Annotated in this window: 22 protein-coding genes; 13 read left to right on the top strand and 9 right to left on the bottom strand. The window is 71.7% G+C overall.

What is annotated here, in order from left to right; all coding sequences use genetic code 11:
* Positions 1-328: 328 nt before the first annotated feature.
* Both IE212_RS15970 and IE212_RS15975 read left to right on the top strand, forming a co-directional pair.
* On the top strand, positions 329-469 hold the full coding sequence (locus tag IE212_RS15970; RefSeq protein ID WP_190198664.1) for a hypothetical protein: 141 nt from the start codon (positions 329-331) through the stop codon (positions 467-469).
* 71 nt (positions 470-540) lie between these two features.
* Complete coding sequence (locus IE212_RS15975) at positions 541-816, top strand: DUF1876 domain-containing protein (protein WP_190198497.1); 276 nt, start codon at positions 541-543, stop codon at positions 814-816.
* Between the two features lie 22 nt (positions 817-838).
* On the opposite strand, the gene IE212_RS15980 is transcribed toward IE212_RS15975, so the two are convergent.
* From IE212_RS15980 to IE212_RS16005, 6 genes are all read right to left on the bottom strand, one after another.
* Complete coding sequence (locus IE212_RS15980; protein WP_190198498.1) at positions 839-2,002, bottom strand: serine hydrolase domain-containing protein; 1,164 nt, start codon at positions 2,000-2,002, stop codon at positions 839-841.
* A gap of 52 nt (positions 2,003-2,054) precedes the next feature.
* Complete coding sequence (locus IE212_RS15985) at positions 2,055-2,501, bottom strand: organic hydroperoxide resistance protein (RefSeq protein WP_190198499.1); 447 nt, start codon at positions 2,499-2,501, stop codon at positions 2,055-2,057.
* 105 nt (positions 2,502-2,606) lie between these two features.
* Entirely contained in the window at positions 2,607-3,047 is a 441-nt protein-coding gene (locus tag IE212_RS15990) for a MarR family winged helix-turn-helix transcriptional regulator (protein WP_190198500.1), read from the bottom strand.
* An 11-nt stretch (positions 3,048-3,058) separates the two neighbouring features.
* Positions 3,059-3,826: an energy-coupling factor ABC transporter ATP-binding protein gene (locus tag IE212_RS15995; RefSeq protein WP_229864358.1), complete on the bottom strand. Its 768-nt coding sequence runs from the start codon at positions 3,824-3,826 to the stop codon at positions 3,059-3,061.
* Positions 3,814-4,575, bottom strand: coding sequence for a cobalt ECF transporter T component CbiQ (gene cbiQ / locus IE212_RS16000; protein WP_190198502.1), 762 nt, complete (start codon positions 4,573-4,575; stop codon positions 3,814-3,816). Before cbiQ ends, IE212_RS15995 begins: the two co-directional genes overlap by 13 nt.
* Positions 4,576-5,667: an energy-coupling factor ABC transporter permease gene (locus tag IE212_RS16005; protein WP_190198503.1), complete on the bottom strand. Its 1,092-nt coding sequence runs from the start codon at positions 5,665-5,667 to the stop codon at positions 4,576-4,578.
* Between the two features lie 168 nt (positions 5,668-5,835).
* Between IE212_RS16005 and IE212_RS16010 the strand changes: the two genes are divergently transcribed.
* Positions 5,836-6,201 (top strand): SsgA family sporulation/cell division regulator, encoded by a 366-nt coding sequence (locus IE212_RS16010; protein ID WP_190198504.1) that lies wholly within the window; start codon positions 5,836-5,838, stop codon positions 6,199-6,201.
* 20 nt (positions 6,202-6,221) lie between these two features.
* Here IE212_RS16010 and IE212_RS16015 read toward each other — a convergent pair whose 3' ends face one another.
* From IE212_RS16015 to IE212_RS16025, 3 genes are all read right to left on the bottom strand, one after another.
* Complete coding sequence (locus IE212_RS16015) at positions 6,222-7,895, bottom strand: penicillin-binding transpeptidase domain-containing protein (RefSeq protein ID WP_190198505.1); 1,674 nt, start codon at positions 7,893-7,895, stop codon at positions 6,222-6,224.
* A gap of 98 nt (positions 7,896-7,993) precedes the next feature.
* A complete protein-coding gene (locus IE212_RS16020; protein ID WP_190198506.1) occupies positions 7,994-9,625 on the bottom strand; it encodes a penicillin-binding transpeptidase domain-containing protein in 1,632 nt (543 codons plus the stop codon).
* Positions 9,626-9,752: 127 nt separating this feature from the next.
* The gene (locus IE212_RS16025) at positions 9,753-11,501 is read right to left on the bottom strand and encodes a dolichyl-phosphate-mannose--protein mannosyltransferase (RefSeq protein ID WP_190198507.1); all 1,749 of its coding nucleotides are present in this window, start codon (positions 11,499-11,501) and stop codon (positions 9,753-9,755) included.
* Between the two features lie 112 nt (positions 11,502-11,613).
* Between IE212_RS16025 and rsmI the strand changes: the two genes are divergently transcribed.
* The 10 genes from rsmI to IE212_RS16075 all read left to right on the top strand — a co-directional run bounded on the left by rsmI (position 11,614) and on the right by IE212_RS16075 (position 24,324).
* On the top strand, positions 11,614-12,459 hold the full coding sequence (gene rsmI, locus IE212_RS16030; RefSeq protein WP_190198508.1) for a 16S rRNA (cytidine(1402)-2'-O)-methyltransferase: 846 nt from the start codon (positions 11,614-11,616) through the stop codon (positions 12,457-12,459).
* 207 nt (positions 12,460-12,666) lie between these two features.
* Positions 12,667-13,083, top strand: a complete 417-nt coding sequence (locus tag IE212_RS16035) for a hypothetical protein (RefSeq protein ID WP_190198509.1) — start codon at positions 12,667-12,669, stop codon at positions 13,081-13,083.
* Between the two features lie 97 nt (positions 13,084-13,180).
* Positions 13,181-14,062 carry a TatD family hydrolase gene (locus tag IE212_RS16040; protein ID WP_190198510.1) on the top strand — a complete coding sequence of 294 codons (882 nt, stop codon included), beginning with the start codon at positions 13,181-13,183 and terminating at the stop codon, positions 14,060-14,062.
* 151 nt (positions 14,063-14,213) lie between these two features.
* The gene (locus IE212_RS16045; protein ID WP_190198511.1) at positions 14,214-15,641 is read left to right on the top strand and encodes a resuscitation-promoting factor; all 1,428 of its coding nucleotides are present in this window, start codon (positions 14,214-14,216) and stop codon (positions 15,639-15,641) included.
* 194 nt (positions 15,642-15,835) lie between these two features.
* Positions 15,836-16,723 carry a 16S rRNA (adenine(1518)-N(6)/adenine(1519)-N(6))-dimethyltransferase RsmA gene (gene rsmA, locus IE212_RS16050; RefSeq protein WP_190198512.1) on the top strand — a complete coding sequence of 296 codons (888 nt, stop codon included), beginning with the start codon at positions 15,836-15,838 and terminating at the stop codon, positions 16,721-16,723.
* Positions 16,720-17,628: a 4-(cytidine 5'-diphospho)-2-C-methyl-D-erythritol kinase gene (locus IE212_RS16055; protein WP_190198513.1), complete on the top strand. Its 909-nt coding sequence runs from the start codon at positions 16,720-16,722 to the stop codon at positions 17,626-17,628. The genes rsmA and IE212_RS16055 overlap by 4 nt, the downstream gene beginning before the upstream one ends.
* 70 nt (positions 17,629-17,698) lie before the next feature.
* Positions 17,699-19,513: an ABC-F family ATP-binding cassette domain-containing protein gene (locus tag IE212_RS16060; RefSeq protein WP_190198514.1), complete on the top strand. Its 1,815-nt coding sequence runs from the start codon at positions 17,699-17,701 to the stop codon at positions 19,511-19,513.
* A 191-nt stretch (positions 19,514-19,704) separates the two neighbouring features.
* A complete protein-coding gene (locus tag IE212_RS16065) occupies positions 19,705-21,546 on the top strand; it encodes an outer membrane protein assembly factor BamB family protein (RefSeq protein ID WP_190198515.1) in 1,842 nt (613 codons plus the stop codon).
* Positions 21,547-21,621: 75 nt separating this feature from the next.
* Positions 21,622-23,394: an outer membrane protein assembly factor BamB family protein gene (locus tag IE212_RS16070; RefSeq protein ID WP_190198516.1), complete on the top strand. Its 1,773-nt coding sequence runs from the start codon at positions 21,622-21,624 to the stop codon at positions 23,392-23,394.
* Positions 23,395-23,631: 237 nt separating this feature from the next.
* Positions 23,632-24,324 carry a helix-turn-helix transcriptional regulator gene (locus IE212_RS16075; RefSeq protein ID WP_190198517.1) on the top strand — a complete coding sequence of 231 codons (693 nt, stop codon included), beginning with the start codon at positions 23,632-23,634 and terminating at the stop codon, positions 24,322-24,324.
* The last annotated feature ends 302 nt before the right edge of the window (positions 24,325-24,626 follow it).

The following is a 24,626-nucleotide window of genomic DNA, read 5'->3' on the forward strand; positions in this document are numbered from 1 at the left end:
AGAAGCGAGCGAGCGGCCGGGGAGGAACGGGTGGCCAAGGCACGTCACCCCCTTCGGTCGGATGCCTGGCCGTCGGCGGTGAGGGGCGCGGTCGCGCCTCGCCAGCACGCCGGGTGGGCTTGGCGGCGAACCGTGGGTGGGGGGTGGGGGGGGGTGGGGGCGCGGCGGCGGAGTGTGGGCACGCCGCGCCGGTCCAGCGGCTGACCGGGCCGGTAGGTGCGTCGGTCAGGCACGGCACGGACACGGAGACGGGGTGATTCGGGGGTCAGGAGCAGCGAGTGGAGCGTTTGTGCCAACGATCGGCGCAAAACTACAGGTCAGGTAGAAGTTGGGTGACCCAGATGCTCCAATTCCCGCTTCCTGGCAGCTGCTCCACGACCGGTCCCTCAAGGAGCGGTTCGGGGCGCCGAGGATCGCCGCGGCCGGGCTGCTCGCCGTCGGGATCGGGCTGATGCTGCACGCCCGGTAATGAGGAACGGACGGGTGCGCTCGCACCTTCCGAGGAGCACCCTGGAACTAGGTGTTCCGGAGGTGATCCTCATGATGCACAGCACAGTGGGATGGCATGTCGAGTTGGAGTTCAGGGAGGACGACCAGCACACCCGGGCGGTCGCGATGGTCCGGTTGCCCGACGGCACCGAGGTACGGGCGCACGGGCACGCGAGCCGGCACCGGACCGACGTCAACCAGCCCAGGGTCGGCGAGGAGATCGCCGGGGCGAGGGCGCTCAACGAGCTCGCCATGCAGCTGCTGACCAAGGCCCACGAGGAGATCGACCAGGCGTCCGGACGGGTCTCCCACCCGATCCACGTCTAGAGCCCGGCACTCCAGAGCAGGCTCACAGCCCGACAGCCCCCCGCACCGCCCGTACCAGCCCCTGCGCCCGTGGGTCCGCCGTGACCGTCTTGCGGAAGCCGTTGGTGACGTAGCCGAACGCGACCCCGGTGTCCGGGTCGGCGAAGCCGAGGGCGCCGCCACGGCCCGGGTGGCCGAAGGAACCCGGGGTGAGGAGGGGGGAGGCGCTGCCGTGCAGCATGTAGCCGAGGCCGAAACGGGTGCCGACCACCAGGACCCGGTCGGGGCCCGCCGACTCCTCGGCCCTGGCCAGTTCGACGGTCTCCGGCGTGAAGAGGCGTGCGGCGCCGGCCGTTTCGCCGATCAGCGTCGCGTAGAAGCGGGCCAGTCCGTCCGCCGTCGCTATGGCGTTGGTCGCGGGCAGGGCCGCCGCGCGGTACGCCGGGTCGTTCTGCTCCGGGAAAGGCGTGATCGCCGCGAAGGCGCGGCGGGTCAGGGACGCCGGGTCCTGGTAGGCCTCGGTGACCGAGCGTTTCGGGCGGGCGCGCAGAGCGCCGGTCGGCTCGGCGCCCTCGACGCGGCCCACACGTCCGACCCGGCCGGCCTCCGAGTCCGGCAGTCCGAGCCAGAGGTCCAGGCCCAGCGGGCCGGTGAGCTGCGAGGCGAGCCACTCGCCGGTGCTCTGCCCGGTGACGCGCCGCACCAGTTCGTCGAGCAGCCAGCCGTACGTGAGCGCGTGGTAGCCGTGGTCGGTGCCGGGTTCCCAGGCGGGGGCCTGGGCGGCGACCGCCTCGGGGCCCCGGAACGGGTCGAGGGCCTCCTCCGGGGTGAGGGGGTGGTCCAGGACCGGCAGACCGGCCCGGTGGTTCAGGACGTGCCGGACCAGCACCCGCTCCTTGCCCCGCGCCTTGAACTCGGGCCAGTAGTGGCCCACCGGCGCGTCCAGGTCCAGCTGTCCGCGCTGGTGCAGCAGCAGGAGCACGGCGGCGGCGACGCCCTTCGTCGCCGAGCGCACGACCTGCGCGGTGCCGCGCTCCCAGGGAGCCGTGCCGTCGACGTCCTTCGTGCCGGCCCACAGGTCGACGACCCGCTGCCCGTCCCGGTAGACGGCGACCGCCGCGCCCCGCTCCCCGAGCGAGACGAAGTTCCGTACGAACGCTTCCCTGACCGGCTCGAAGCCCTCGGCCACTGTGCCGTGCACGTCCACGCCCGTAACTCCTCGTCTCGCTGTGGTGCTCGTGTGCTCGTGGTGCTCCCTCTCACCCAAGCAGGATGGTCACCTCGATGTTCCCCCGGGTCGCGTTCGAGTACGGGCAGACCTCGTGGGCCGCGTCCACCAGCTTGGTCGCGAGGCCGTGGTCGACGACCGGGAGGGAGACGCTGAGGGCGACCGCGAGGCCGTAGCCGCGCTGCTTGTTGGGGCCGATGCCGACCTTCGCGGAGACCGTGGAGCCGGTCAGGTCGTAGCCCTCGCGGTTGCCGACGAGGATCAGCGCGTTGTGGAAACAGGAGCTGTAGCCGGCCGCGAAGAGCTGTTCCGGGTTGGTGCCGTTGCCGTCGCCGCCCAGCTGCGGGGGCATCGCGACCCTGAGGTCGAGCCGGCCGTCCTGGCTGGTGACATAACCCTCGCGGCCGCCATGGGCGGTGGCCTCGGCGACGTACATGATCTTCGTCGGGCGGGTGTCGACGGCGGTGCCGTCAGTCATGCTGTCCTCCCCCGGAAACAAGTGCGCACAAACACATCGTGCACAAGGTACTGGCCAGTAACTGACCTTCCGCCGCCAGGGGATGCAACCGGGGGTAACCCGTGTTCAGCTGATCCGCTCCGTCAGCCGCCACAGCTCCTCGCGCAGCCGCGCGGCCTCCGTGCCGTCGAGCCCGGTCGCCGCGAGCAGGCGTCCGGGCACCCTCCCGGCCCGCTCCCGCAGCTCCTCCGCGCGCCCGGTCGACGCCACGAGCACCGACCGCTCGTCCCGCGCGGACCTCTCCCGCCGTACCAGCCCCGCCGCCTCCAGCCGCTTGAGCAGCGGCGACACCGTGCCGTAGTCGAGCCGCAGCGTGGCCGCCAGCTCCTTGACCGGGGTCTCGCCCCGCTCCCAGAGGACCAGCAGGACCAGGTACTGCGGGTAGGTGAGGCCCAGTTCGTCGAGGAGCGGGCGGTACGCGGCCGTCACCGCCCGCTGGGCGGCGTACAGCGCGAAGCACAGCTGCTGGTCCAGCAGAGTTGAGGCCTCTGGCTCCTCGTCGGTCACGCGCCCATTGTTCACGGACGGGCCGGAGCGGCCGGCACCGAACGCGGATCGAAACCGAACGGCAGCTCCAGGCGGTGGGCGCGCATCAGCTCCTCGTCGGACAGCAGGTCGCCGGTCGGCCCGTCCGCCGCGATCACGCCCTCACTGAGGACGAGCGAGCGCGGGCACAGCTCCAGGGCGTAGGGGAGGTCGTGCGTGACCATCAGCACCGTCACGTCGAGGGAGCGGAGGATGTCGGCCAGTTCGCGGCGGGAGGCCGGGTCCAGGTTGGAGGAGGGCTCGTCGAGGACGAGGATCTCCGGCTCCATCGCCAGGACGGTCGCGACGGCCACCCGGCGGCGCTGGCCGAACGAGAGGTGGTGCGGCGGGCGGTCCTTGAACCCGGCCATGCCGACCCGCTCCAGCGCCCGGTCCACGCGATCCTCGAGCTCCGGCCCCTTCAGCCCGGCCGCCGCCGGCCCGAACGCCACGTCCTCCCGGACGGTCGGCATGAAGAGCTGGTCGTCCGGGTCCTGGAAGACGATGCCGACCCGGCGCCGGATCTCTGCCATGTGCTGCTTGCCGACGGGCAGCCCGGCCACCTTCACCGAGCCGGCGCCGCCGGTCAGGATGCCGTTGAGGTGCAGCACCAGGGTCGTCTTGCCGGCGCCGTTCGGCCCGAGCAGCGCGACCCGCTCGCCGCGCGCGATGGAGAAGTCGACGCCGAACAGGGCCTGATGGCCGTCGGGGTAGGCGAAGGCGAGGCCCGAGACCTCGAGGGAAGCAGTCACAGGGTCCATCCCAGCAGACATACGACGAGCGCGGACACCGGGAGTGCGAGGGCGTACGACCACTGTGCCCGGGACGCGGTCACCTCGTCGATCACCGGCATGGCACCGGAGTAGCCGCGGCTGACCATGGCCAGGTGCACGCGTTCACCGCGCTCGTAGGAGCGGATGAACAGGGCGCCCGCGGACTTGGCGAGCACGCCCCAGTGCTTCACGCCCCTCGCCTCGAAGCCACGCGACTCCCGGGCGATGCGCATGCGCCGCATCTCGTCGGTGATGACGTCGCCGTAGCGGATCATGAAGGACGCGATCTGCACGAGGAGCGGCGGCAGTCTGAGGCGCTGGAGGCCGAGCAGCAGCTCGCGGAGTTCGGTGGTGGCGGCCAGGAGCACGGAGGCGGCGACCCCGAGCGTGCCCTTGGCGAGCACGTTCCAGGCTCCCCACAGTCCGTTCACGCTCAGGGACAGGCCGAGGACGTCGACGCGCTCGCCCTCCGCCACGAACGGCATCAGCACCGCGAACGCGACGAACGGCACCTCGATCAGCAGCCGCCTGAGCAGGAACCCGGCCGGTACCCGCGCGACGTACGCCACGAGGGCCAGCAGCAGGGCGTACAGACCGAACGCCCACATCGCCTCGCGCGGCGTCGACACCACGACCACCACGAAGGCGAACACCGCGGCGAGCTTGGTGTGCGGAGGCAGACCGTGCACGGGGGAGTGCCCGTGCCGGTAGAGCTTGTGCGCGTGCCCGGCTCCCATTCAGACGCCCGTGGTGCTCGACGTGCTCGACGTGCTTGCCGTGCTCGTCGTCTCCGACGGGGACGTGTCGTCCGAGCGGCGGCGGCGCACGGCCCAGAACACGCCGGTGCCCGCGGCGACCGTCACCCCCACGCCGATGACGCCCGCCAGGCCCCCGGACAGGCGGGCGTCGTCGACGTCCCTGACGCCGTAGTCGGCGAGCGGGGAGTCGGCCGTGGCGTGTTCCTCGGCCTTCTTGTCGATGCCGTGGTCGGTGGCGACCTTCTCCAGGCCGTCCGGGTCGGCGGAGGCGTAGAAGCTCACGAACCCGGCCAGGACCAGGGAGGTGACCAGGCCCGCGGCCCAGACCCCGCGGTGCGAGGCCCGGGCGGCCACGGTGCCGGGCGCGGGCCCGGTGCCGGGCGCGTCGACCAGTTCGCCGTTCACCCGCAGCTTGAGCTTCTGTGTGAGGCCGCGCGCTCCGTACACCAGGTCCGGACGGACGGCGATGACCGCGCCGACGGTCAGGGCGGTGATCGCGGCCTCGCCGATGCCGATGAGCAGGTGCACGCCGACCATGGCGGTGGCGACCTTGCCGATCGACACGTCGGTGGTGCCGCCGATGGCGTACAGCAGGGTGAAGACGAGGGCGGAGGCCGGGACGGAGATCAGGGCCGCCGCGAAGGAGGCGGCGGTGACCGAGCGGCGGGTGCGCGGCAGCAGCTTCACCAGGCCGCGGAAGAGGGCGTAGGCGACGACCACGGTGACGATCGCCATGTCGGTGATGTTCACGCCGAGCGCGGTCAGGCCGCCGTCCGCGAAGAGGATGCCCTGCATGAGCAGGACGACGGACACGCACAGGATGCCTGTGAAGGGGCCGACGAGTATCGCGGCGAGCGCACCGCCGAGCAGATGGCCGCTGGTCCCCGCCGCGACGGGGAAGTTCAGCATCTGCACCGCGAAGATGAACGCCGCGACCAGCCCGGCCAGCGGCGCGGTGCGCTCGTCGAGCTCGCGGCGTGCGCCGCGCAGGCTCACGGCGACGGCGCCCGCGGCGATCACACCGGTGGCGGCGGAGGTGGGCGCGTTGATGAATCCGTCAGGTACATGCACCGTCCGATGATGTGGCTTGATGCGAATAGTTTGCAAGAGCGTGGCGCTCGTTTTATCTCACGCGTGATACATCCGGCCTGAAAACCGCAATCCGGGAAATATGCGACATTGGAGAGGGAGTGGACGGAGAGTTTCCACGCAGATGGCGCACGGTGAAGGGGCCGTCCGATGTCCGTAATCGAGCAGTACGCGCGAGCCCACATCGTGACGGACGCGGCCGTCCCGCTCGTCGACGAGCTGGAGGCGATTCCCGTCACGCTGAGGTACGACCCCGAGCGGGATCCCCGTGCGGTGCGCATCGGCCTGACGGGGGCCGGGGCGCGGGAGTGGACCTTCGACCGCGAGCTGCTGGAGGAGGGTCTGCGGTTCCCCGCCGGCAGCGGTGAGGTGCGGGTGTGGCCCTGCGGGCGGGTGCAGACCGTGGTGGAGTTCCACTCCCCGCAAGGTGTGCTGGTCGTGCAGTTCGAACAGCAGGCACTGCTGCGGTTCCTGCGGCGGACGTACATGGCCGCCGCGGAACCCGTCACGCACTGAGGGGCCCGTGAGCCCCGCGCTCAGCCGCCGGCCTTCAGCAGCGCCGCCACGATCGGCCCGGCCGTCGAGCCGCCGTGGCCGCCCTGCTGGACCACGCCCGCGGCGGCCAGATCGCCCCGGTAGGCGGTGAACCAGCCGTTCGGCTTCTTCTGCCCGTCGACCTCGGCGGAACCGGTCTTCGCGCCGACGTCACCGCCGACCCCGGCCATCGCCTCGGCGGCCGTGCCGGCCGCGGCCGTGTACGCCATCAGCTCGCGCAGCTGGGACAGCGTGCCCGCCGACATGGTGCGCGCGGCCGTCGCGAGCTTGCGCCCGTCCACGTCCGGGGAGACCAGGTACGGCTGGCGGAAGGTGCCGGACTTCACCGTCGCCGACACCGACGCCATGTTCAGCGGGTTCATCCGCACCCCGCCCTGCCCGATCAGCGAGGCGGCCATCTGGGCCGCCGACTGCACCGGCACCGCGCCGTCGAAGGACGGCACCCCGACCGTCCAGTTGTTCAGGCCGAGGCCGAAGACCTGCTGGGCCTGCTTGGTCAGGTCGTCGTCCTTCAGCTTCGGCGCCTGGCTGATGAAGGCCGTGTTGCAGGAGCGGGCGAAGCTCGCCTTGAACGTGCCGTTCTTGATCTCGAACTTGTCGTCGTTCTGGAACTTCCAGTGCCCGTACGTGAAGTACTTGGGGCACGGGTGCTTCTTGTCCGCCGACGCCAGTCCCTTCTCGAGCAGCAGCGAGGAGGTGATGACCTTCATCGTGGAGCCGGGGGCGAGGGAGCCCTGGAAGGCGGTGTTGAAGCCGGGCGAGGCGTTGGCGGCGGCCAGGATCTCCCCGGTGGACACCCGCACCACGGCCACCGACGACCGGGCCTTCTTCGCGACCTGCTGCTCGGCGGCCGCCTGGAGGGCGGGGTCCAGCGTGGTCTTCACCGTGCCGGGCGTGCCCTCGCTCAGCTCCAGCAGGGTCTTGTCGGACAGGTCCTTCGCCTTGGCGGCCTTCCCGCGCACGACCCGGAGCTCGATGCCGGCCTTGCCGCCGGCCTCCTTGCCGTACTTCTCGCGCAGCCCGTCCAGGACCGGGCCGAGCGAGGCGTACTTCTGCTTGGTCAGTTCCCCGCCGTCCCGGTCGAGCGCCTTGACCGGGGGCGTGCCCGCCTCGCCCGTGACCAGCGTGTCGCCGTCCTTCAGATCCGGGTGGACGACGGCGGAGTGCCAGTCGACCAGCGGCTTTCCGTCGCTGGTACGGCGCACGACGGTCAGCGCGCTGCTGTACGCCAGCGGCTTCTCGATGTCCTGGTACGACACCGTGGCCTTGACGGAGAAGGGCACCTTGTCACCCGTCGGCTTGCCCGGGGTGAGGGTGACCTTCTTGATGTGGGCGTCCTTGCTGTAGCCGGTGAGCAGCCGCTTCGCCGCGGCCGAGTCGTCGGTGGCCGCCGCGGCCTGCGGGGCCTTCCCCGACTGCCAGGCGGTGAGGAAGGCACGCGCGGTGGTGGTGACCTCGGCCGGCGACAGCGGCCCGGTCTTCACCTCGGGCTTCTGGTCCGTGGACGCCGTGCGGGAGCCGTCGTCGGCAGCCGCGCCGCCGTCGCTCAGCGCGTAGGCGCCGAACCCCGCGCCGACGACGACCACGGCGATGACCCCGCCGATCACGGCCGGCTTCGTGTTCCGTCGCTCGGCGACGCGCCTTCTGTTGCCCACTGCTGTTCTTTCCTCCGCGAATCCCCAGGGTCCCCGTTGCCCTCGGCACTGTCCCAACGACGGCCACCACCCTAGAGTCCCGTCCGGCTCGTATGAGATCAGCCACCCGTTCGTAGCACGGCTGCGACAATCGGACCGGCCGCGTCGCCGCCGTGCCCGCCCTCCTCGGTCATGGCCGCCGCCGCGACGTCGCCCCGGAATCCGGTGAACCAGCTGTTGGACCTGGCGTTGCCGTCGACCTCGGCGGAGCCGGTCTTGGCGCCGACGTCACCGCCCAGGCCCCGCATGGCCTCCATGGCGGTGCCCTGGGTGGCGGTGAGCCGCATCATCTGCTTCAGCTGGGCGGCGGTGCCGGGCTTCAGGCCCTCGGCCCGGGCGAGCTGCCGGTCGTCCAGTCCGGGCGAGACGAGGTAGGGCTGGCGGAAGGCGCCGGTGATCGCGGTCGCGGTCACCGAGGCCATGTTCAGCGGGCTCATCTGGACCTGGCCCTGCCCGATGGCGCCCGCCGCCCGGTCCGGGCCGCCGGTGGCGGGGACGCTGCCGTCGAACGAGGCGATGCCGGTCTTCCAGTTGTCCCGCCCGAGCCCGAACCGCTCCTCGGCCTCCTGCGTCAGTGAGGCGTCGTCAAGCGGCTTCTCGTCGATGAGCTTGATGAAGGCGGTGTTGCAGGACCGCATGAAGCTGCCGGCGAGGGTGGCGTTGCCGTCGGGCCTCATGCCCGTCAGGTTCTTGAACGTCTGGCTCTTCCACACGGCGGTGTCCGGGCAGGGGGCCGGACCGTCCATCGAGGTCACGCCGTTGTCGATCAGCATCGCGGCGGTGATGATCTTCATGGTGGAGCCGGGGGCGGCCTGGCCCTCGAAGGCCGCGTTGAAGCCGTCCGTACGGTGGTTCGCCACGGCCAGCACCTCGCCGGTGCTCGGCTTGACGGCCACCACCGACGACTGGGCGAACCGCTTGACCGCCTTCTCGGCCGCCGCCTGCGCGCTCGGGCTGATGGTCGTCTCGAGCTTGCCCGCCCTGCCCTCGGTGAGGGTCAGCAGCGGGGTGTCGGGGGCGTTCCCGCCGGTGTGCCGGATGACGAGTTCCACGCCGGGGGTGCCGCCGGCCTTCTCGCCGTACTTCTCGCGCAGCGCGTCCAGGACCGGACCGAGGGAGGGGTACTTCTCCTTCGTGAGCACCGAGCCGTCGCGGCCGACGGCCTCGATGGGCGGGCTGGCCGCCTGCTCCGTGACGAGCGTGTCGTGCTTCTTCAGCTCGGGGTGCACGACGGACGGCTGCCAGTCGACCAGCGCCCGTCCGGTGGTGAGACCCCGCACGACCGTCAGCTTGCTCCGGTAGCTGATCGGCTTGGACTTCCCGTCGTAGGCGACCTTCGCCTTCACCGTGTAGGGCACGGTCGTACCGTTCGCCGCGCCCGGCGTGATCTTCACGTCGGTGATGTGCGCGTCGTCGGCGAACGCGGCCAGCACCGCGTCGGCGGCCGCGTCGTTGTTCGTGTACGACGCCGCCTTCCCGGCCGCGCCCTCCTCCCAGGCCGCGAAGAACCTGGCCGTGGTCTCCTCGACCTCGTCCTTGCCGGGCGGCCCCGACTTCCTCTCCGCGGCCGCCCCGCTCGTGCCCCCGTCGCCGTTCAGCGCGCTCAGGATGTTGTAGGCCCCGTACCCGGCACCGCCCACCATCACCGCGAACACGCCGCCTATGACGGCGGCCTTGACCCCCTTGCTCATGCTGCGGTCCTCCCCGTTGAGCCCTCCGCGCTCCTTTGAACGCGTTCAGAAAGCTCGACCCCGGGAGCACTCTATGCGGAAGCGGTTACCCCTGGGACGGGCGTTTCGATTTTTGTCCGAACGTGGATCAGACCCAGGTGTCCAGCCACATCCGCGACCGCCAGTCGTCGATCGGGATGGTCTGGCCGGTGTACAGCGGCCAGAAGTAGATGAAGTTCCAGGTGATCAGCAGGACCAGGACGCCCGCGGACGTGGCGCCCACCACGCGGCGGGTGTCGGAGGAGCGGGGCGGACCGATGATCGCGCCGAGCAGCATCGCCACCGCCAGGCACAGGAACGGCAGGAAGACGATGGCGTAGAAGAAGAAGATCGTCCGCTCCTGGTACATGAACCAGGGCAGATAGCCGGCCGCGATGCCACAGGCGATGGCACCGGCGCGCCAGTCGCGCCGGAACAGCCAGCGCCACAGGACGTAGAGGACCGCGAAGCAGGCGACCCACCACAGCAGCGGCGTGCCGAGGGCGAGGACCTCGCTGGCGCACTTCTCGCCGGCGTCGGCCGGGCAGCCGTCCTTGCCCGGCGCCGGGGACTCGTAGAAGTAGGACACCGGGCGGCCGAGAACCAGCCAGCTCCACGGGTTGGACTGGTACGTGTGCGGCGAGGACAGGCCGACGTGGAACTCGTACACCTGGTGCTCGTAGTGCCACAGGCTGCGCAGCCAGTCGGGCAGGAAGGTCCAGTCGCCGCCCTTGCCGGCGGTCGCCGCCCAGTTGCGGAAGTAGCCGCCGGAGCCGTCGGTCGGGGAGAGGATCCAGCCCGTCCAGGACAGGAGGTAGGTGACGATCGCGACCGGGACCGTGGCCAGGAACGCCAGCCCCGTGTCCCGCCTGAGCACCGCCGAGTACGGGTGCCGGGCACCGGCGACCCGGCGCGAGCCGACGTCCCACAGGACCGTCATCAGGCAGAACGCGGCCAGGATGTAGAGGCCGTTCCACTTCGTGGCGAAGGCCAGACCCAGCATCAGGCCCGCCGCCCAGCGCCAGGGGCGCCGGCCGAGGCGGGCCGTCTCGGCGACGTGCCGGTCGGGGCGGACCCGGCCGTCGGCGTCCACCGGGAGCGCCGCCGCGAGTTTCGCGCGGGTCTTGTCCCGGTCGATCAGCAGACAGCCGAACGCGGCCAGCACGAAGAACATCAGCACGCCGTCGAGCAGCGCCGTGCGGCTCATCACGAAGTGCAGGCCGTCCACCGCCATCAGCGCGCCCGCCAGGCAGCCCAGGAAGGTGGAGCGGAACAGCCGCCGGCCGATCCGGCACAGCAGCAGCACGGAGAGCGTGCCGAGCAGGGCCGTCATGAACCGCCAGCCGAACGGATCGAAGCCGAACAGCAGCTCGCCGAGCCCGATGACGTACTTGCCGACCGGCGGATGCACGACGTACGCCGCGTCCGTCGGGATGGAGACGTTTCCGCCTGAGGAGAGAACCAGGTCGTTGGCGTTCTTGTCCCAGTTGACCTCGAAACCGCGGTGGACGAGCGCCCACGCGTCCTTCGCGTAGTACGTCTCGTCGAATATCACCGCCTTCGGGTTGCCGAGGTTCCAGAACCGCAGGACCCCCGCCACCAGCGTCACCAGCAGCGGGCCGGTCCAGCCCGACCAGCGCACCAGCCGCCCCGCGAGCGTGTGCGGGATGCCGAGCGCCGCCCACAGGCGCGGGCCGGGCTCGGTGTACGGCGGCACCAGGCGGGCGCGGACGTCACGGGCGTCGCCGCTGGGCTGCCCCTGGTAGCCGAAGCGGCGCAGCCGCTGCTGCCAGGGCGGCCGCTGCTCGTGCGCCGCCTGGCCCTGCCGGGTGTCCGTCGAGGACGCGGTACTGGTCACCGCGCCATCGTAGGGAACCGATCTGTGTGAGTCCCGTGCATGGCCGGTATGCGTCCGCATCCTCCGCCCCTGGGAGGACTCCGGACGCTGTGCCCCTGGGAGGATGGTGGGCGTGACCGGAACCCTCGTACTCGCAGGCACCCCTATCGGCGACATCTCCGACGCCCCGCCCCGGCTCGCCGAGGAACTCGCCGGGGCAGACGTCGTCGCCGCCGAGGACACGCGTCGGCTGCGGCGGCTGACCCAGGCGCTGGGCGTCACGCCCAAGGGGCGGGTGGTGTCCTACTTCGAGGGCAACGAGTCCGCGCGTACGCCGGAGCTCGTCGAGGAGCTGGTGGGCGGCGCGCGTGTGCTGCTCGTCACGGACGCGGGGATGCCGTCCGTGTCCGACCCGGGCTACCGGCTGGTGGCGGCCGCGGTGGAGAGGGACGTCCGGGTGACCGCCGTGCCCGGGCCGTCCGCCGTGCTCACCGCGCTCGCGTTGTCGGGGCTGCCCGTGGACCGGTTCTGCTTCGAGGGGTTCCTGCCGCGCAAGGCGGGGGAGCGGCTCGGGCGGCTGCGGGAGGTGGCCGGGGAGCGGCGCACACTCGTGTACTTCGAGGCTCCCCACCGGCTCGACGACACGCTCGCGGCCATGGCCGAGGTGTTCGGGGCCGAGCGGCGGGCCGCGGTGTGCCGGGAGCTGACCAAGACGTACGAGGAGGTCCGCAGGGGCGGGCTGGCGGAGCTGGCCGCGTGGGCCGCGGACGGTGTGCGCGGTGAGATCACCGTCGTGGTGGAGGGGGCGCCGGAGTCGGGGGCCGAGGACGTCGGCCCCGAGGAACTCGTGCGGCGGGTCCGGGTGCGAGAGGAAGCGGGGGAGCGGCGCAAAGAGGCGATCGCCGCGGTGGCGCAGGAGGCCGGTGTGCCGAAGCGGGTGGTTTTCGACGCCGTTGTCGCCGCGAAGAACGCCGGCTGACACGAGGGGCCCACACACCCTCTGAGCAGGGCGCATGTCGGATGAGCGTGCGCCCCATGGGTGGGCAAAGCAGAAGGGGGCCCGGGGCAAGGAACGCTCAAATCGGCGCCAATAGTCGAGCAGGTCTGCTGCCTTCCGGCCGGCTGAGGAGTCCACTGGGTCGCGGGGACGCAATCGTCCTCACGCCACAGCGGAACAGGAGCTGGCATGAGTGAGATCGCAGGGCGGACCGGGCTCCGCGCCGGGGCGAACGCCGTCGTTCACGAGTCGTACTCCTTCGCCTGCATGCGCTGCGGGCACGGCTGGGAGCAGTCGTACGAGATAGAGCACCACATAGACGCCGCGGGGCACGAGTTCGTCCTCTACGTCGTGGACGGCAGGGTGGTGCCCTCCCCACTGAGCAAGCCCACGTGCCACAACTGCGACGGTCACCTCGTGCGGATCATGCAGCCCGGGCGGGTGGCGTCGGCACGCGACGCGGCGCACCGGCCGCAGCGGGTGCCGCCGCCCGCCGGGCCGGTGGAGGCCCCGACGGCGGAGGCGGAGGCCGGGCAGGACCAGCGCGAGCACCACCACTGGCACCTGTCCGACCTGCTCCACCCCTTCCAGCGCAAGGCGAGCTGACCCGTCCGGCTCCCCTTGTCGACGCCCTCCCCCGGCCCTCCCCCCATCGGGGAGGGCGTCGCCCTTTCGGGGGATCGGGCTTCCGTAGGATCGGGGCATGCCTTCCAACGACTCCGACAAGCACGCCGCGCCCCCGCTGCCGGAACCCCTCCGGGTGCCGGTCGCCGACTCCCACACCCACCTGGACATGCAGTCCGGAACGGTCGAGGAGGCGCTTACGAAGGCGGCGTCGGTCGGTGTGACGACGGTCGTGCAGGTCGGCTGCGACCTGAAGGGCTCCCGGTGGGCGGCCGAGACGGCGGCGGCCTACGAGGCCGTCCACGCGACGGTCGCCCTGCACCCGAACGAGGCCCCGCGCATCGTCCACGGCGACCCGGACGGCTGGTCGCGGCAGGGCGCGCGCCAACCGGGCGGCCAGGCGGCACTGGACGACGCGCTCGCCGAGATCGACCGGCTTGCCGCGCTGGAACAGGTCAAGGGCGTCGGAGAGACGGGCCTGGACTACTTCCGCACCGGGCCCGAGGGCAAGGAGGCACAGGAGAGGTCCTTCCGCGCGCACATCGAGATCGCCAAGCGGCACGGCAAGGCCCTGGTCATCCACGACCGCGAGGCCCACGCGGATGTCCTGCGCGTCCTGAAGGAGGAGGGCGCCCCCGAGCGGACCGTCTTCCACTGCTACTCCGGTGACGCCGAGATGGCGGAGATCTGCGCGAGCGCCGGCTACTTCATGTCCTTCGCCGGCAACGTCACCTTCAAGAACGCCCAGAACCTGCGGGACGCCGTGGCGGTGGCCCCGCTGGAGCTGCTCCTCGTCGAGACGGACGCGCCCTTCCTCACGCCGGTGCCGTACCGCGGGCGCCCCAACGCCCCCTACCTGGTGCCGCTCACCGTGCGGGCCATGGCCGAGGTACGCGGTGCCGACGAGGACACCCTGGCGGCCGCCCTCGCGGCGAACACGGCGCGCGCGTTCGGCTACTGACCTCCTGCGGACACCTTCCGCGGACACCTCCCGCGTCACCGCACTACTGTGCGTAGTCGCGTCGCTTTGGAGAGTGACGGCCGCTCCGCTAGGTTCTGGGGGCCCGATCCGGACCCCTCTGGACCCCCTCCGTCCCCTGGAGCGCGTCGGCGTGAGCAACTCGCAGTACGAGACGTACGAGATGTACGGCTCGGCCTACCCGGACCCCGTGTACGGCTGGCCCGGCGCCCATGAGGACACCTACCGGCCCGCCTACGAGGAGCCGCCCCTGCCCGGACCTGACCGGCCCGGCGCCCCGGAGCCGCGCAGGGAACCCCGTCCGGAAGCAGGTCCGGAAACGCGTCCGGGATCACGCGCCGAAGCTCGCGCCGAAGCACGCGTCGAAGCTCGCGCCGAAGCACGCGCCGGATCGCGGACGGGAGCACGCACCGGTTCCCACCGCAGGTCCACCCGCCGCCGCAGAACCAAGTACGTTGAGCGCCCGGGCGAGGGTTCCCTTCGCCGGCTGCTTCCGCAGGCCCTGGTCGTCGCCTTCCTCGCGGGCGGCACCACGGCGTTCGTCGCCAAGGACAAGGCGATCGAGCTGAGCGTCGACGGCAAGGCCCGCACGCTGCACACCTTCGCCGAAGACGTCACCGAGCTGCTGGCCGAGGAAGGCGTCGAGATCGGCGACCACGACGCCGTCGCGCCCGGGCCGGACGAGAGGATCACCAGCGGCGACGAGGTCGCCGTGCGCTACGCCCGCCCCGTACGGCTGACACTCGACGGCCACCGGCGTGAGGTGTGGACGACGGCCCACACGGTGGCCGGGGCGCTCAGGCAACTGGGGGTGCGCCAGGAGGGCGCGTACGTGTCCACCTCGCGCTCGCGGCGGATCGGCCGCGAGGGCCTCGCGCTGGACGTGCGGACCGAGCGCACGGTCACCGTCATGGCCGACGGCCGGGCCCGCACCGTCCGCACCAACGCGGCGACCGTGCGGGACGCGGTCGAGGAGGCCGGGATCACCCTGCGCGGCCAGGACACCACGTCGGTCCCGCCAGGGAGCTTCCCGCGCGACGGGCAGACCGTCACGGTGCTGCGGATCACCGGCGGCAAGGAGGTCCACGACGAGCCGATCCCGTTCCAGGTGCGGCGGACCGAGGACCCGGCCCTGTTCCGCGGCACGGAGGTCGTCGAACAGGCGGGGGAACCCGGCCTGCGCCGCGTCACCTACTCCGTGCGCACCGTCAACGGCGTCAGGCAGAAGCCGCGCCGCATCAAGTCCGAGCTGGTGCGCCTGCCCCGCCCGCAGCTGGTGAAGGTCGGCACCATGCCGCGACCGTCCTCCGTGCAGGGCGCCGACCACCTCGACTGGCAGGGCCTCGCCGCCTGCGAGTCCGGAGGCCGCCCCGACGCGGTCGACTCCTCGGGCACCTACGGCGGCCTGTACCAGTTCGACACCCGGACCTGGCAGGCCCTCGGCGGCCGGGGCCGCCCCCAGGACGCCCCGGCGGCGGAACAGACGTACCGCGCGAAGAAGCTGTACGTGCGCCGGGGCGCGAGCCCGTGGCCGCACTGCGGCAGCCGCCTGCACAGCTGACAACCGAGCCCCCCGCCGCTGCGGGCAATCGTGCCGCCAAGGGCGGCACGGGTGGGCGCAGCGGCACCCCGCACCGCCGGGCTGCGCAACGCCCCGCCCCCGGCACCAACGCCGAGCCACCAGGAAACCCGCCCCCGGCACCAACGCCGAGCCACCACGAACCCGCCCCACCAAACCCCCGTACCCTTGTCCCCGTGACCAGCCCCACCCCCGACGCCCTCCTCGGCCCCGCCGATGTCCGCGAACTCGCCGCCGCCCTCGGCGTACGCCCCACCAAGCAACGCGGCCAGAACTTCGTGATCGACGCGAACACCGTCCGCCGCATCGTCCGCACCGCACAGGTCCGCCCCGACGACGTCGTCGTCGAGGTCGGCCCGGGGCTCGGGTCGCTCACCCTGGCGCTGCTGGAGGTCGCCGACCGCGTCACGGCCGTCGAGATCGACGAGGTGCTCGCCGCGGCACTGCCCGCGACCGTCACGGCCCGCATGCCCGAGCGCGCCGACCGCTTCGCCCTCGTCTACTCCGACGCCATGCACGTCACGGACCTGCCGGGCCCCGCCCCGACCGCGCTGGTCGCCAACCTGCCCTACAACGTGGCCGTCCCGGTGCTGCTGCACATGCTCGACACCTTCCCGACCATCGAACGCACCCTCGTCATGGTCCAGTCGGAGGTCGCCGACCGGCTCGCCGCCCCGCCCGGCTCGAAGGTGTACGGCGTCCCCTCCGTGAAGGCCAACTGGTACGCCGAGGTCAAGCGGGCCGGCGCCATCGGCCGGAACGTCTTCTGGCCGGCGCCCAACGTCGACAGCGGCCTGGTCTCCCTGGTCCGCCGGACCGAACCGCCGAGGACGACGGCCTCGAAGACCGAGGTGTTCGCGGTCGTCGACGCGGCGTTCGCCCAGCGCCGCAAGACGCTGCGGGCCGCGCTCGCCGGCTGGGCCGGGTCCGCCGCCGCAGCCGAGGCGGCCCTCGTCGCCGCCGGGGTCTCCCCGCAGGCCCGGGGCGAGTCGCTGACCGTGGAAGAGTTCGCGCGTATCGCCGAGCACAAGGCGAGCCGGCACGAGGAGAAGGAGCCCGCGTGAGCGTCACGGTCCGCGTCCCCGCCAAGGTCAACGTCCAGCTGGCGGTCGGCGCCGCCCGCCCGGACGGCTTCCACCCCCTCGCCAACGTCTTCCTCGCCGTCGGCCTCTACGACGAGGTCACCGTCACCCCGGCCCGTGAACTCCGTGTCACCTGCGAGGGCCCGGACGCCGACCAGGTCCCCCTGGACCGTACGAACCTGGCCGCACGGGCGGCCGAGGCGCTCGCCGAGCGGTACGGCCGTACGCCCGGCGTCCACATCCACATCGCCAAGGACATCCCCGTCGCCGGCGGCATGGCGGGCGGCAGCGCCGACGGCGCCGGCGCCCTGGTGGCCTGTGACGCGCTGTGGGGGACCGGCGCCTCCCGCGAGGAACTCCTCGAGATCTGCGCGGAGCTGGGCAGCGACGTGCCGTTCAGCCTGGTCGGCGGGGCGGCCCTCGGCATCGGGCGGGGTGAGCAGCTGACGCCCCTGGAGACCGGCGGCACCTTCCACTGGGTGTTCGCGATGGCCGGCCGTGGTCTGTCCACCCCGGCCGTGTTCCGCGAGTTCGACCGGCTCGGCGAGGGCACGGACATCCCCGAGCCCGTCGCCTCCCAGGAACTCCTCGCCGCCCTCGCCAAGGGCGACCCGGACGCGCTCGCCGCCGCCGTCTCCAACGACCTCCAGCCCGCGGCCCTCTCCCTCTTCCCGGAACTCGCCGGGACCCTCGCCACTGGCCGCGCCGCCGGCGCCCTCGCCGCCCTGGTCTCCGGCTCCGGCCCGACCACGGCGTTCCTCGTCCGCGACCCCGACTCGGCTGCCGCGGTGGCCCAGGCACTACTGACCTCCGGCACGTGCCGGACGGTACGCACGGCGTCGGGTCCGGCACCCGGGGCGACGGTGACCGCCGCCGAGCCCTCCTGAACACCCCGGCCGGAGCACCCCGCCGCCCGACTACCCTGGAGGGTCGATCGTCCCCCCTGTCAGGAGAGAAATGGCCGTCAACCTGGTCAATGTCGAGAACGTCAGCAAGGTGTACGGCACCCGTGCCCTGCTCGACGGTGTCTCCCTCGGCGTCTCCGAAGGGGACCGCATCGGTGTCGTCGGCCGCAACGGAGACGGCAAGACCACGCTGATCCGGATGCTCGCCAAGCAGGAGGAGGCCGACACCGGGCGCGTCACGCACTCCGGCGGACTGCGCCTCGGAGTGCTCACCCAGCACGACTCGCTCGACCCGGAGGCCACCGTCCGCCACGAGGTCATCGGCGACATGGCCGACCACGAGTGGGCGGGCGACGCCAAGGTCAGGGACGTGCTGACCGGCCTGTTCGGCGGGCTCGACCTGCCGGGATTCCCCAAGGGGCTCGACACCGTCATCGGCCCGCTGTCCGGTGGTGAGCGGCGCCGTATCGCGCTCGCCAAGCTGCTCATCGAGGAGCAGGACCTGCTCGTCCTCGACGAGCCCACCAACCACCTCGACGTCGAGGGCATCGCCTGGCTCGCCCGGCACCTGCGCAACCGCCGGTCGGCGCTGGTGTGCGTCACCCACGACCGCTGGTTCCTGGACCAGGTGTGCACCCGCATGTGGGACGTCCAGCGCGGCGCGGTCTACGAGTACGAGGGCGGCTACTCCGACTACGTCTTCGCCCGGGCCGAGCGTGAGCGCATCGCCGCCACCGAGGAGGCCAAGCGGCAGGACCTCGTCCGCAAGGAGCTGGCCTGGCTGCGCCGCGGGGCGCCCGCCCGTACGTCCAAGCCGCGCTTCCGCGTCGAGGCGGCCAACGAGCTCATCAAGGACGTACCGCCGCCCCGGGACAGCAGCGAGCTGATGAAGTTCGCGTCCTCACGGCTCGGCAAGACCGTGTTCGACCTGGAGGACATCACCGTCCAGGCGGGCCCCAAGGTCCTCCTCAAGCACGTCACCTGGCAGCTCGGGCCGGGCGACCGGATCGGTCTCGTCGGCGTCAACGGGGCCGGGAAGACGTCCCTGCTGCGGGCCATGGCCGAAGCCGCCCGGACCGACGGTGAGGCACAGCCCGCGGGCGGGCGCGTCCGGGTCGGCAAGACCGTGAAGCTGGCCTACCTCTCCCAGGAGGTCGCCGAACTCGACCCGGGCACGCGCGTGCTGGAGGCCGTGCAGCAGGTGCGCGAGCGCGTCGACCTCGGCAAGGGGCGGGAGATGACCGCCGGTCAGCTGTGCGAGACGTTCGGCTTCGGCAAGGAGAAGCAGTGGACGCCGGTCGGTGACCTGTCCGGTGGTGAGCGGCGGCGGCTGCAGCTGCTGCGGCTGCTCATGGACGAGCCCAACGTCCTCTTCCTCGACGAGCCCACCAACGACCTCGACATCGAGACGCTGACCCAGCTGGAGGACGTCCTCGACGGCTGGCCCGGCTCGATGATCGTCATCTCCCACGACCGGTTCTTCGTCGAGCGCACCACCGACCGGGTGTTCGCCCTGCTCGGCGACGGCACCCTGCGGATGCTGCCGCGCGGCATCGACGAGTACCTGGAGCGGCGGCAGCGCATGGAGGAGGCCGCGGCCGCCTCCCCGGCCCCCGCCGCCGCGGGGCCGCAGTCCGCCGCCCCGGAGAAGAGCGCCGCCGACCAGCGCGCCGCCAAGAAGGAGCTGCAGAAGATCGAGCGGCAGCTCGACAAGGTCTCCGAGAGGGAAGCCAAGCTGCACACCCAGATCGCCGACAACGCGACGGACTTCGCGAAGGTCGCCGAACTGGACGCCGAGCTGCGCGAGTTGGCCGGCCAGCGCGAGGAGCTGGAGATGCGGTGGCTGGAACTCGCCGAAGACGCGTGAAGGGTGCGTGAAGGCGCATAACGAGGGCGTCACGGGCCGGTCCTCCCTTGGGAACAGGGGTGATCGGCCCGTTGTGCTGTCAGAACCTGGTGATAAAAAGAGTCGTCTTAGAACTTTATGAAACGACTCTGAGCCCATCGCGTATCTCAGGGCGTGGCTAAAAATCAGTGATCGAACGGGGGAATCCGCTGATGACTCAGCCGCCCGGTCAGCCGCCGCACGGTGGTTTCGGCGCACCGCAGGAACAGCCGCCGCAGGGCGGTGGTTTCGGACCGCCGCAGACCCCGCCACCGCCGCAGGGCCCGCCACCGCCGCAGGGCCCGCCCCAGGCTCCGCAGCCACCGCAGGGACCGCCGCAGCCCGGATACGGCTACCCCCAGCAACCCCCGCAGCAGCCCGGGCCGTACGGACCGCCGGGGCAGCCGGGGCAGCCGGGGCAGCCGGGACAGCCGGGGCCGTACAACTCCGGCCCGTACGCCCAGCCGCAGCAGCCCGGCCCCTACGGCCACCCACAGCAGCCAGGCCCGTACGGGGCGCCCGGATACGGCTACCCGCCCCAGCCGCACTACCTCGGCGCGCCCGGCACCCCACCCGCGGGCGGCTCGGGCAACCCCTTCAAGGGCAAGCCCGCCATGGTCATCGGCGCGGCTGTCGCAGCGCTGCTCGTTGTCGGCGGCACCGTCTGGGCGGTCACCGGCGACGACGGCAAGGGCAGGAAGAAGCCGGTCGCCCAGCAGGGCGGCCACGGAAAGCCGGGCACTTCCGGCCCGGCCGCCCCCGGTGACGGCAGCGGCGACGGCGGCGAGGATCCGGAGGACCTCAACGCGGGCCGACAGGCCGGCGAGGCGAAGGTCCTCTGGTACAAGGAGGCGCCCGACGCGCCCGGTTCCGGCGCCGAGGCCCCCGGCATGTGGATCACCGACAAGACCGCGGTGAAGGCGGCGTACAAGCAGCTCGTCGCCTACGACGTCGGTGACGGCAAACCGGCCTGGGACCCGATCACCTTCCCGCAGAAGATCTGCGCGACGACCCCGCAACAGACCTCCGACGACAAGATCGTCGTCGCGTACATGAGCGGCAGCAGCAGCCGCGCCAAGTGCAGCCAGCTGCAGGAGATCGACCTCGACACCGGCGACAAGGGCTGGAAGCGGGAGGTCGCCGACGGCGCCCTGTTCGACTCCACGCTCTCCGTCGAGATGTCCATCACCGGCAAGACGCTGATGGTGGGCCGCTCCCAGTCCGGCACCGCGTACGACGTCACGAGCGGCGACAAGCTCTTCGACAAGAAGCGCTACGGAAAGTCCTGCTTCCCCGCCGCGTTCGCCGGGGGCGAGAAGCTGATCGCGGTCTCCTCCTGCGGCGCCGGCAGCGACGACGCGCACGACGAGGTGCAGCAGCTCGATCCGCGTACCGGCAAGGTCGAGTGGACGCAGAAGTTCGACAAGGGCTGGAAGGTCGCCCGCACCTACTCCGTGAGCCCGCTGGTCGTCTACAGCACCAACGAGGACAAGAAGGCCTGGAACATCTCCACCTTCACCTCGGGCGGCAAGTTCCGCTCGCAGGTCGGCTTCGACGAGGACTTCGCCCCGAAGTGCGGCTGGGCCATCCTCGAACGCGACCTCCAGGGCTGCCAGGGTGTCGCCGCCGACGGCACCACGCTCTACCTGCCGACCGAGGCGACCACCGGCGCCAACGAGATCGTCGCGGTCAACCTGGCCGACGGCAAGGAGAAGTGGCGCGTGAAGTCCCCGGCCGACGAGTCGATGCTGCCGATGAAGGTCGAGGGCGACAAGCTCATCGCCTATGTGGAGCCGTCGTACGACGCGGGCGGCCAGGTCGTCTCCATTGCGACCCGCGGCGGCAGCCACAAGCCCGTCAGGTTGCTGCAGAACCCGCAGGGCGCGGCGGACATCGAGAACGGCTTCTTCTCCAAGGACGTCGACTGGGTCGACGGGCGCTTCTACATCTCGACGACCCGGCTGAGCGGAAACGACAGCACGAAGGAGAAGCTGATGCTCGCCTACGGCAAGTGACTCTTCCTTCTCCTTCTCCCTCTCTCCTCCTGATCCGCCGTCGCCGCCCGTCCCCCTCCCCGAGGTACTCACGCCATGACCCAGCCGCCGCCTCCGCCGCCGCCTCAGCAGCCCCCGCCCGGGGGAGGCTTCGGGCCGCCGCCTCAGAACCAGCCCCCGCAGCCTGGGTACGGCTATCCGCCCGCCGCTCCACAGCCCACTCCCCAGCCGCCGCAGCCGCCGCAGGCCCCGGCTGGTTACGGTTACCCCGGGCAGCCGCCGGGGCCTTACGGGCAGCCGGGGCCTTATCCGCAGCAGCCGGGACCCTATGGGCAGCCGGGGTACGGGCAGCCCCCCGGCTACGGCTATCCGCACCCGGCCATGCCGCTCCAGCCGCAGCCCGGACCGCCCGGACAGCCCGGCGGCGGGAAGCCCAAGGCGAAGCCGGCCGTCATCGTCGCCGCCGCGGTCGTGGCGATAGCCCTGATCATCGGCGGCGGTGTCTGGTACTCCTCCGCCAACGGCGACGGCAAGAAGGACGACACCGCCGGTTCCAGCGGCGGCACCGGCGGCCCGGACGACGGCAACGGCGGCATCACCGCCGGCAAGGAGAAGGCACCGGCCGACCCCACCTCCAAGGTCCTCTTCCAGGTCCCGGCCCCCGAGGTGAAGAACGGCGGCACGGTCGTCGTCGCCGGCTCGTGGCTCACCGACAAGGCGTACGTCAAGAGCGGCATCGCCGAGATCAACGGCTACGACCGCGACAAGGGCTCCAAGCTGTGGAAGATCCCGCTGCCCGGCCCGGTCTGCCAGGCCGGCCGGCACGTCACCGACGACGACCTGACGGCGATCCTCTACCAGCCCGCGATGCCGACCAAGGCCGACCCCTCGCACGGGTGCAGTCAGCTCGCCCTGCTCGACCTGGACGAGGGCAAGAAGCTCTGGACCAGGACCGTCAAGGCCGGTGACCGGCTGATCAGTTTCGACAACGTGACGATCAGCGGTGACACCGTCGCCGTCGGCAGCACCAGCGGCGGCGCCGCCTTCGACGTCTCGGGCAAGCCCCTGTGGAGCCCGAAGCCCAAGGACTCCTGCTACGACGCCGGGTACGGCGGCGGCGAGAAGCTCGTCGCGGTGCGCAAGTGCGGTTCGTACGAGCAGCGGCAGCTGCACATCCAGACCATCGACCCGAAGTCCGGGAAGGTGATCTCGGAGTACAAGATGACGCAGGGCATCGAGTACGCGAGCATCGTGTCGACCGACCCGCTCGTGGTGGCGGCCGACGTCGGCGACTCCGCGGGCGACGGCAGCGGCATCTCCGACTTCTTCTCCATCGACAACAAGACCGGCAGGCTCCGGACACGGATCGCCGCACCGGGCGAGCAGTTCGCGGCCCGCTGCGAGGGCATCACGCGCATCGAGTACTGCAACCAGCTGGCCGTCGGCAACGACCGGCTGTACATCCCGACCGAGGAACACGACGGCGACGGCAAGTACAGCCGGACCAACGAGATCGTCGCCTTCGACCTCGCCACGGGCAAGCAGACCGGGCAGCGGGCGGACGCGGGTGACGGCTACCGGATCTCGCCGCTGCGCATGGACGGCGGAAACCTGATCGCGTACAAACGGCCGCCGTACGACAAGGGCGGACAGATCGTGAGCATCGACGGGGGCAGCTTCGAGCAGACGAAGCTGCTGGAGAACCCGTCGACGTCCGCGGTGCGCAGGGTGGAGACCGGCATGTCGCCGGAGTACTCCGAGCTCCTGTTCGCCGACGGGCATCTGTTCATGTCCAGGGTGTACGCCAGTAAGCGCTCCAGCGGTGTGACCGAGAAGCAGTATCTGTCGGTGGGCTTCGGCACGAGCTGATCGCTCGATGGCCGCTCGCTGATCGAATGGGTGCCGGTACGGCCCCGTCCCTGAACAGGGGCGGGGCCGTTCGCGTACACGCCGGTCAACCTCTCGAGAGAGGAATTCCGATGATCGGGGCGATTCTCGCCGGTAGGGGGAGCGCAACGTCGAACAAGCGTGTAGCTTCCGGGGGCATGAAGGCGGGGAGCCGGGGGGCTTCCATCTGGGGGGCCGGGGTGACTGGGGGGTTGCTCGATGGGAGTGCGGCTCATGGTGGTCGACGACCACCGTTTGCTGGCCGAGGCGCTGGCTTCGGCGTTGAAGCTGCGAGGCCACCGGGTGCTGGCCGCGGCGGCACCGGCCGCGGGGGCGGCGGAACTGGTGATCACGCGCGCGCCGGAGGTGTGCCTGCTGGGGACGGCCACGCCGGCCGAGCCCGGGATCTTCGACCCCGTCGCGAGGATCAAGCAGGAACGTCCCCAGGTCGCGGTGCTGGTCCTGGGACCGGTCCCCAGCCCGCGAGGTATCGCGGCGGCGTTCGCGGCGGGCGCGTCGGGTTACGTCCGGCACGATGAGCGCATCGAGGGAGTCGAGCGGGCGATCATGAAGGCCCGTGCCGGGGAGGCGGCGGTCGCGCCGCAACTGCTCCAGGGAGCGTTCAGCGAGCTGCTCAACCCCGCGGCCCAACCGGACGACGAGGGCCAGCGCTTGCTCCAGATGCTCACGCCGAGGGAGGTGGAGGTCCTGGTCCGCGTGGCCGACGGCGAGGACACCCGCCTGATCGCGGCGGGCATGGGCATCGCCCCGTCCACGGCCCGCACGCACGTCCAGCGCGTGCTGATGAAACTCGGCGTCGGCTCCCGCCTGGAGGCGGCGGCACTCGCCGCCCGGACGGGCTTGCTGGACCGGGCGGGCCCGGTGACCCGGAACCGGAAGCCGGAGGCCTGACCGGCTGCACGCCGAGCCGCATGGCACAGGCGGCTTCTGGCCGATCTCAGCCCCGTGCGACACCCGAGCCCACCCAGTATTCACGAGAGGCACACAGCAAACCCACAGGTGCCACGGGAACTGGTGCCTGTCTGATCACCGAAGTCCCATGGCTCCTTTCGCGCCATGCCGCTCTGGCTTCGAAGAAATGCCCTGGTCGACTCGAACGCCTGTACCTAAAGTGATCGTCGCGCCCGGCGGAGCTGACCACTCCATCCACAGCGCACTTCATCCGGCGACCGGGGGGACATCGTCGCCACCGG

This window comes from Streptomyces djakartensis (assembly GCF_014651075.1).
Lineage (GTDB): Bacteria > Actinomycetota > Actinomycetes > Streptomycetales > Streptomycetaceae > Streptomyces > Streptomyces djakartensis.